This is a genomic window from Brevundimonas sp. (assembly GCF_016463485.1).
Lineage (GTDB): Bacteria > Pseudomonadota > Alphaproteobacteria > Caulobacterales > Caulobacteraceae > Brevundimonas.
On record NZ_JAEMRD010000025.1, the window covers coordinates 23,281 to 30,652 of the forward strand.

The 7,372-nt window shown below is 66.8% G+C and carries 8 protein-coding genes; all 8 read right to left on the reverse strand.

Annotation, left to right across the window (positions count from 1 at the left end; all coding sequences use genetic code 11):
- Positions 1-516, reverse strand: coding sequence for a single-stranded DNA-binding protein (gene ssb, locus JHC99_RS06040; RefSeq protein WP_292152555.1), 516 nt, complete (start codon positions 514-516; stop codon positions 1-3).
- A 140-nt stretch (positions 517-656) separates the two neighbouring features.
- The gene (locus JHC99_RS06045) at positions 657-1,097 is read right to left on the reverse strand and encodes a hypothetical protein (RefSeq protein WP_292152556.1); all 441 of its coding nucleotides are present in this window, start codon (positions 1,095-1,097) and stop codon (positions 657-659) included.
- A gap of 2 nt (positions 1,098-1,099) precedes the next feature.
- The gene (locus JHC99_RS06050) at positions 1,100-1,780 is read right to left on the reverse strand and encodes a hypothetical protein (protein WP_292152557.1); all 681 of its coding nucleotides are present in this window, start codon (positions 1,778-1,780) and stop codon (positions 1,100-1,102) included.
- A gap of 83 nt (positions 1,781-1,863) precedes the next feature.
- Entirely contained in the window at positions 1,864-4,677 is a 2,814-nt protein-coding gene (locus JHC99_RS06055; protein WP_292152558.1) for a transcriptional regulator, read from the reverse strand.
- Positions 4,678-4,963: 286 nt separating this feature from the next.
- Positions 4,964-5,797, reverse strand: a complete 834-nt coding sequence (locus tag JHC99_RS06060; RefSeq protein ID WP_292152559.1) for a flagellin — start codon at positions 5,795-5,797, stop codon at positions 4,964-4,966.
- Between the two features lie 145 nt (positions 5,798-5,942).
- Positions 5,943-6,224: a flagellar protein FlaG gene (locus JHC99_RS06065; protein ID WP_292152560.1), complete on the reverse strand. Its 282-nt coding sequence runs from the start codon at positions 6,222-6,224 to the stop codon at positions 5,943-5,945.
- A gap of 92 nt (positions 6,225-6,316) precedes the next feature.
- A complete protein-coding gene (locus JHC99_RS06070) occupies positions 6,317-7,150 on the reverse strand; it encodes a flagellin (protein WP_292152561.1) in 834 nt (277 codons plus the stop codon).
- A gap of 17 nt (positions 7,151-7,167) precedes the next feature.
- The coding region (locus JHC99_RS06075; RefSeq protein ID WP_292152562.1) for a hypothetical protein at positions 7,168-7,372 on the reverse strand (205 nt) is incomplete at its 5' end.

The following is a 7,372-nucleotide window of genomic DNA, read 5'->3' on the forward strand; positions in this document are numbered from 1 at the left end:
TCAGAACGGGATGTCGTCGTTGAGGTCGTAGCTTTCGCGGGGGCCGGAGGGTTTGTTGGCGCCGCCGGTGGAGAAGCCCGAGGAATAGTCGTCGTCGCCGCGGCCACCAGAGCCGCCGCCGGCCCCGCCGCCATAGCCGCCACCCTGAGACGCGCCGCCGCCGTCACGGCCGCCCAGCATGGTCAGCTGGCCGTTGAAGCGGCCCACGATGACCTCGGTGGTGTATTTCTCGACGCCGTCCTTGTCGGTCCACTTACGGGTCTGCATCGCGCCCTCGATGTAGACGGTCGAGCCTTTTTTCACATAATTTTCAACCACCTTGACGATGTTGTCGTTGAAGATGGAGACGCGGTGCCATTCGGTCTTCTCCTTGCGTTCGCCCGAGGACTTGTCACGCCAGGTTTCGGAGGTGGCGATCGACAGATTGGCGATGCGGTCGCCGTTCGGCATGGACCGGATCTCGGGGTCGCGCCCCAGATTGCCGACCAGGATGACCTTGTTGACGCTGCCCGCCATGCTGTTCTCTCGCGTTGTCTGCCCCGCGCGGTTCGGCGCGGCTTGCTTGAATGACCCCGCCTAGCGCGCCGGCGAGGGCCGACCCAAGGCGGATTAACGTCCTATAAACGAAACGCTGTGGATGTTCCAGCTTTGTTCCGCTAGTTTGCGGTCTGACCAGGCATCGGGGGCACCACGACATCCTCCGCCGGCGCGCGTTCGATCGCGCCCGGCACGGCCAGGCGGCCGTCGCCTGTGCGAGCCAGGGCGAAGAAGCGGGTGCCCTCAAGCTTCTGCGCCTGCCAGACGCCGGCCCGGTCGATGAACAGATACAGGCCCTGATAAGAGCCGATCACCTCGGTCTGGGAGCCGCCCATGCGCAGGAAGCGGACCCGCATCTCCTCCAGGCGGGCGGCACAGGCCTCCATCTGAGGCTGGTTGTCGGCGAGGCGGTTGAAGCGAACATCGCCCTTCTCGCCTTCCTTGGGCTTGACGACGACGTAGCAGACGCCGTTGTCGGTAGGGGCCTTCACCTCGGCCGTACAGGCGGCGAGTACGGCGGCGAAGGCGGCCAGGGCGGCGGTCAGGAGAACGTTGCGCATGGTTACAGGCTCGGAAACTGACAGTTGCGGTCCTGCTCGGCCAGGACGCGGAAGCGGTTGTTGTCGTTGGACTGTTCGACACGGCGCGGCACGAGGCGAAGGGTGACGTCGCCCGAGCGTCCGTACTGGGCGTCGCCCAGACGCTGGACGCAGGCCCCGGAATACAGGGCCTGAACGCACTGGCTCAGGCTCATCGCGTTCGACACCGTGCGCCATTCGGATCCGGTGTGGCGTAGGCAGGGGCTGCCGTTCGCCGAGGCGGCCGGGACCGGGGTGGCGGTCTGGAAATCACCCGGGGATGTGGGTTGAGGCTGGCCCGACAGGTCACCCGTCGCGATCCCGGGCTCGGCCGGCGGCGGGGCAAAGGCGGCGGTCGGGGCAGCGGCCAGGGCTCCGGTCTCGTCCAGGCCGACGTCGAGCGCATCGGTGGCCACGCCGTTGCGGCGCGCGCAGTCCGGCAGGGTGGCCAGGCCGACATACTGGCCGTTGACGAAACAGCGCAGCTCACGCGTGGTGTCCAGCACCGGGGCGTCGGCGAGATCGACGGTCAGGCCGCCGCGCGCCGCGGGCGGGGCTTCGGGCGTCTCGTCACGGCCGCCGGTAAAGACCAGGGCCAGGACCACGGCGGCCAGGATGGCCAGGCCGGCGCCGATCGCCAGGATCACTCGGTTGTCGACAGGCATTGCGCAAGGCACTCGCGTGGCAGGTGAGGCTCAATAACGCCGCCGGACGCCCCGGCGTCAACCGCCAACCACGCTGAACGACGCTATCCGGTCAGGCGGCTGAGCGCGGCCTGATAGTTGGCCAGTTGGGCGGTCAGATAGGCGGGGACCGTGCCGCTGCCGGCCGAGTTGTCGGTCTTCGGAGCCAGTTCGCGATAGGCGTCGCGGACGGCCTTGAGGGCTGCCTGGATCTTCTCGCCGGAGGTCTTGATGGTCGCGGCATCCGCCAGGCTGAGATTGCCCGGCAGATTGAGACCGAAGGTGCGAAGCGCCCCGTCGCCGACGTTCATGCCGATGAAGCCGGCCGAGAGACCCAGACCGGCCAGGGCGTCGCGGCCCGTCTCGCCGGAGGTCAGGACCGCGCCGGTCTTGCCGTCCTTGGCCACGATGGACAGACGCTGGAAGCCGCCGGTGGTCGTGGTGGTCTCGCCGTCCTTGCCGGTGACCGAACCGCCCTCGGAGGCGACGGTGACCTTGAGCTTGCCGCCCGAGGCGACGGAAATCTTGCGGGCCAGGGTCTGGAGCGTGTCCTTGGCCTCGATGGTGACGGGCACGGCCCGGCCGCCCGCCGCCGGAGAAACATAGAAGCGGTCGCCGACGCGCACCGAGGTCGCGGCGATCAGGGACTTGGAATCCGACTGGTCGATCTCGCCCTTGGGCAGGCCCAGACGGTCCAGGACGCTGGCGCCGCCCGACGCAACAGCCAGGGTCAGGGGCTTGGCCTGATCACCGTCGCCGGACCAGGTCTTCTCGTATTCGACCGCGCCGGTCAGGGGGTCGAGACGGGCCAGATAGCCCTTGGTCGGGTCGGTGGCCTTGGCCGCCGGGTCGCGGTCGGCGATGCCTGTGATCCAGACCTTGCCGTCGTGGACCTTGACGTCGGCGGCGCTGTCATCGCCCGCGCCGCCGAACCAGTTCAGGCTGTCGGCCGGCGAGGCCGCGAGGTTGGTCGACAGGGCGGCGACGAAGACGTCCTTGCCGCCGGAATGGGCGACCGTGGTGGTTCCGGCCGACAGCCCAGAATCGCGGCTGGTCCCCGTCAGGATAACCTTGCCGCCCGAGACGGCGACACCCCCGATGTCGCCCGAGATCGCGCCCAGATCACGTGTCGCGGCCAGGGTCGGGACGCCGGCGCCGTCCAGGGTGAACTGACGCACCACCGCGCGGCCGTTCTCGACCCCGGCAGTATAGAGGTTGGAGCCGTCGATGGTCATGGCGTCGACGCTGTCGTCGGAAGAGGTGCCGAACTGGCTGGTGCCGATGGCCTTGGCCGTGATCCCGGCGGTAGGATAGGGCTCGCCCGCCTTGAAGGCCTGGACATAGCCGTCCCAGCCGCCGACCCCGACCGAGCCCGTGATCGCCGACTGGGCACGACCGGCGATATAGACGGTGCCGTCGGCCCCGAAACTGACGGAGGTGGCCTCGTCGGCGGCGCGGGCGCCCCGACGCTGGGTCCAGGTCTCTTCACCGTCCTTGTTGAAGACGGTGACGAAGCTGTCGGCGACGGTCGCGACCTCGCCGGTCTTGCCGGCGTCGGTCCTGGAGGTGTTCAGCGCGCCGGTGACCGAGCCGGCGACCGCGACATTGCCGTCGGCGTCCACGGCGATGGCATAGCCCGAGGCGGATGACGCGGCACCCAGGGTGCGGGTCGCGACCAGGCGGCCGGCGGTGTCGTACTTGAACAGGGCGACGTCCTGCGTGCCCTTGATCGGCTGGGTATCCGAACCCGAGGCCAGGTCGCCGACGAGCCACAGCGAGCCGTCGGGGCCGACGGCGCTGGCGCGGATGGTCGAGATACCGTCGGGCAGGTCTTCCTGGGACACCCGGCCATCGACCCACTGGGTCTCGCCGACATTGCCGGAGGTGGGGGCGTCGGCGGTGCCGCCGTCGCTCTGGAACTTGAGCAACTCGGTCTTCAGGGTCGCGGCGGCAGTGGTCTTGGTGGTGGTGACGCCGTTGACGGTCGTGCTGGTGGTCTGGGCCGGGGAGCCGGAGGTCTGGACCACATAGACGGCGTCGGAGGTCTTTGACGCCGCAAAGCCCACGGTCTCGGTCGAGGTTCCGCGGATCGCCAGGGACCATTTGTCGGGACCGGCGGGCAGGGTCACGGGCTTGCCGTTGACCTGGACGGTCTTGGGCTCGGCGACGATCTGCTGGCGGCCGATGCGGGTCTGGAAGCCGGCGGCCTCCAGCTTGCCGTTGATGAAGGTGGTGACGTTGTCGATAGTCCGGGGCGTGGTGCCCATACCGGCCAGGTCGATGGGCACGGCCGTGGTCTGGGTCGACAGGCCGACCGGGACCTTGATGGTGATGTCGAACTGAACGTCGCCCTGAAAGGCGGTGACGGGGGTGTCGAGCGCGCCCTCGTGGACCGGGCCGGTGATCGAGACGGCGCTGTCGCGCGGGACGGCGGCAGTGGTCTTGGAGAGGGACGTGGACGTCCCCTGTACCATCCGCACGCCCTCGAAGCCGGCGGTGCCGACATAGGCCGAGATCTCGGCCAGACCGGCGGTGAAGCGCTTGGCCAACTGGGCAGACTCGGTCGTGGTCAGGCCGGTGGTCGAGGCCCGGTTGGTCAGTGCGTTCAGCGTCTCGAGCCCTTGGTAGAGGGCGAACAGCTTGCGGTAGTCGGTGGATGCACCCTTGACGTCGACCTGGGCGGCGTCCTCGTTGATCAGCTTGCGGCCGCCCAGCGCCGAGCGGACCAAGGCGTCGGCCTTCGGAGGGGTCGCGGAGGATGACCAGGGGGCGGTCGGCTGGGCCTTCTTGGTGATCGACGCCGTCAGGGCAGCCGAAGCCGTCGGGTCGTATGACCCGCCGTACAGCCCCAGCAGATAGCCGTTGTTGATCGACGTCACACGGACCTCCTGTGTGACAGTCTAGGGGCACAGGCGTAACGGGCTGTTAACAGAACGGGGAACCCGCGCTCGAATCATGCATTATTCGCCTCGCAGGAGAGCAAGGTTCGGTGAGCGTCAGCGCACCGGCGGTGAGGCTCTCGACACGCTGGAGCGTCACGATGAGCATTCCGTCGGTGGTTCAGTCTATCCTTGCGCTCTATGGATTTGGCGATCGCGCCCATGCGCCGCGCCGCCGCCCCGGCCCCGTGATGATCGGGGTCCACCAGCAGAAGCGATGACGACCTTAGCCCTGGAACAGGGACAGGATCATCTGCGGCGACTGGTTGGCGATCGACAGCGACTGCGCCCCTAGCTGCTGCTGCACCTGCAAGGCCTGAAGTCGCGCGCTTTCCTTGGCCAGGTCGGCGTCGACGAGGTTGCCGATCCCGCTTTCCAGCGTATCCGACAGCTTGCTGACGAAGATGTTGTGCGCCTCGATCTGCTTGGCCTGGGCCCCGATGGAGCCGAGGGCGGCGTTCACGCGGGTGATGGAGGCGTCGAGCTTGTTCAGGGCCGTGGTGGCCCCGGTCAGTGTCAGCAGGCTGTCGGCCAGACCCAGGGAAATGACCGCGCCCGACAGGCTGAGGTTCTTTGATCCCAGGGTCACGAACGAGGTGGCGTCGGCATTGGCCAGGAACCGGATGCCCGTGGTGATCGAGCCGTTCAGGATGTTGCCACCGTCGAAGGCCGCGTTCTCGACGGCCGACTTGATCGACCGCAGCAAGGCCTTGAAGTCATCGTTCAGCAGCGACCGGGACTGGGTGCCCAGGGAGGTGTCCTTGGCGGCGACGACCTTTTCCTTGAGCTGGTTCAGCAGGTCCGAGATCGATTCACCGGCCGAGAGGGCGACGTCGGCGATCGAGGTGGCGCGGTCCAAGCTGGACCTGACCGCCGAGAGGGCCCCGACATCGGCGCGCTGGCTCTGGGCGATGGCCCAGACGGCGGCGTTGTCCTTGGCACCCTGGACCTTCAGGCCGGTCGAGATCCGCGACTGAACATCGCCCAATCGATTGTTGGTCGCGGTCAGGTTCTGCAGCGCGACGGCGGCTGAAGAGTTGGTCAGGACGCTGTTGGACATTGTTCGTAGCCCCGGGAGTGATTCCCCAGAGGATGGCGGCAAGTCGTGAGCGTATGGTTAACGGAAGTAAACGACGCGAAACGCCCGCTCAGGAAGGGCCCTGGCGGTTGTGCTGGTCAATCCCGGTTCCGAAAAGCCGGTGGGGTCAGACGGCGGTGTCGATCACCGATCCGGCATTGTACTGGCGGGCCTCGGCCAGACGCAGGACCTGTTCGCGGGGGAACTGGCGAACCACTTCGCCGGTCGTGCTGTTCAGGGTCTTGTAGACGAAGGTTCCAACGGTGGGGCCTTCCTCAATGACAAGCCGGTAGCTGGCGGCAGCTTCGACGTCTCTGGACGCCTCGGCGGGCGCGTTCGGCAGGGGCTGTTGGGCCACGGGCGGAACGGCGGCGGGGGCGACGAGACTCAGTTTGGCATGTGATTCCATGGCTCCAGGCGCCGGGGAGGATGCGGCGCTCCCGATGAGAAGGGTGAAAAGCGGTCGGGCGGGACCGGATGGCCCCGCCCGCCGTTAGTCGTTTATCGGAACAGGCCGAGCAGGATCGACGACGAGGAGTTGGCGATCGACAGCGCCTGCACACCCAGCTGTTGCTTGGTTTGCAGAGACTGCAGCTTCGCGCTTTCCTTGGCGAGATCCGCATCGACCAGGTTGCCGATACCGTTTTCCAGGGCGTCCGACAGCTTGCCGACGAACGTCGAGTGGGTTTCGAGCGCCTTGGAGCCGGTACCCAGGCGAGCCAGGGAGGCCGAAACGCGGTCGATCGAGGTGTTCACCGCAGCCAGGGCCGTGGTGGCCAGGGTCGAGGTGCCGATGGTGGTCGTGGCCGCAACGGTCACGTTGGCACCGCCCAGCGACAGGTTTTCACCCGCCACCTTGATGGTGGAGCCGGCCGTGTTCGACAGGGCCTTGTAGCCATTGGTCGTGGTCGAGTTGTCCAGCAGGTTCACGCCGTTGAACTTGGCGTTGGAAACCACGGTCGCGATCTGGTCGCGAACGGCCTTGAAGTCTTCGTTCAAGGCCTTGCGCGAAGCCGTCGACAGCGACTTGTCAGTCGCCGAGAGGGCCTTTTCCTTCAGCTGGACGAGCAGGTCGGAGACGGATTCACCGGCGGCCATGGCAACGTCGACGGCGGAAGAACCGCGATCCAGGCTGTCCTTGACGGCGTTCAGGGCCGAGATTTCACCGCGCTGGCCCTGGGCGATAGCCCAGATGGCGCCGTTATCCTTGGCCGAGTTGACCTTTTTGCCGGTATTGATGCGGCCCTGCACAACGCCAAGTTCGTTGTTCGTGGATTGCAGGTTCTGCAGGGCGATAAGGGCGCCCGAGTTCGTGTTTACGCTGTTCAGCGCCATGACGAATAGTCCTTGTTTCAAGGTGTTCGACCGTCATTTTGACCGTCGAGAGCATTTTGCTCAGGAACCCAAGAAGCAATCGGCGGGCCAACCGTCGCAATTTCGACAAACGGCCAGACCGTTGAAATAACTACGGTACTTTGCCTTAACCACGCTTCTCGCCCGGCATGTTTTGCCGTTTTGCCGGCCGGACGGCAGGAAATGCCGGGCGAGAAGCGTGGT

Coding starts and splice junctions, on each gene's coding strand:
- JHC99_RS06065 (WP_292152560.1), bottom strand. CDS start 6,224: ATGGAATCACATGCCAAACTGAGTCTCGTCGCCCCCGCCGCCGTTCCG.
- JHC99_RS06060 (WP_292152559.1), bottom strand. CDS start 5,797: ATGTCCAACAGCGTCCTGACCAACTCTTCAGCCGCCGTCGCGCTGCAG.
- ssb (WP_292152555.1), bottom strand. CDS start 516: ATGGCGGGCAGCGTCAACAAGGTCATCCTGGTCGGCAATCTGGGGCGC.
- JHC99_RS06045 (WP_292152556.1), bottom strand. CDS start 1,097: ATGCGCAACGTTCTCCTGACCGCCGCCCTGGCCGCCTTCGCCGCCGTA.
- JHC99_RS06070 (WP_292152561.1), bottom strand. CDS start 7,150: ATGGCGCTGAACAGCGTAAACACGAACTCGGGCGCCCTTATCGCCCTG.
- JHC99_RS06050 (WP_292152557.1), bottom strand. CDS start 1,780: ATGCCTGTCGACAACCGAGTGATCCTGGCGATCGGCGCCGGCCTGGCC.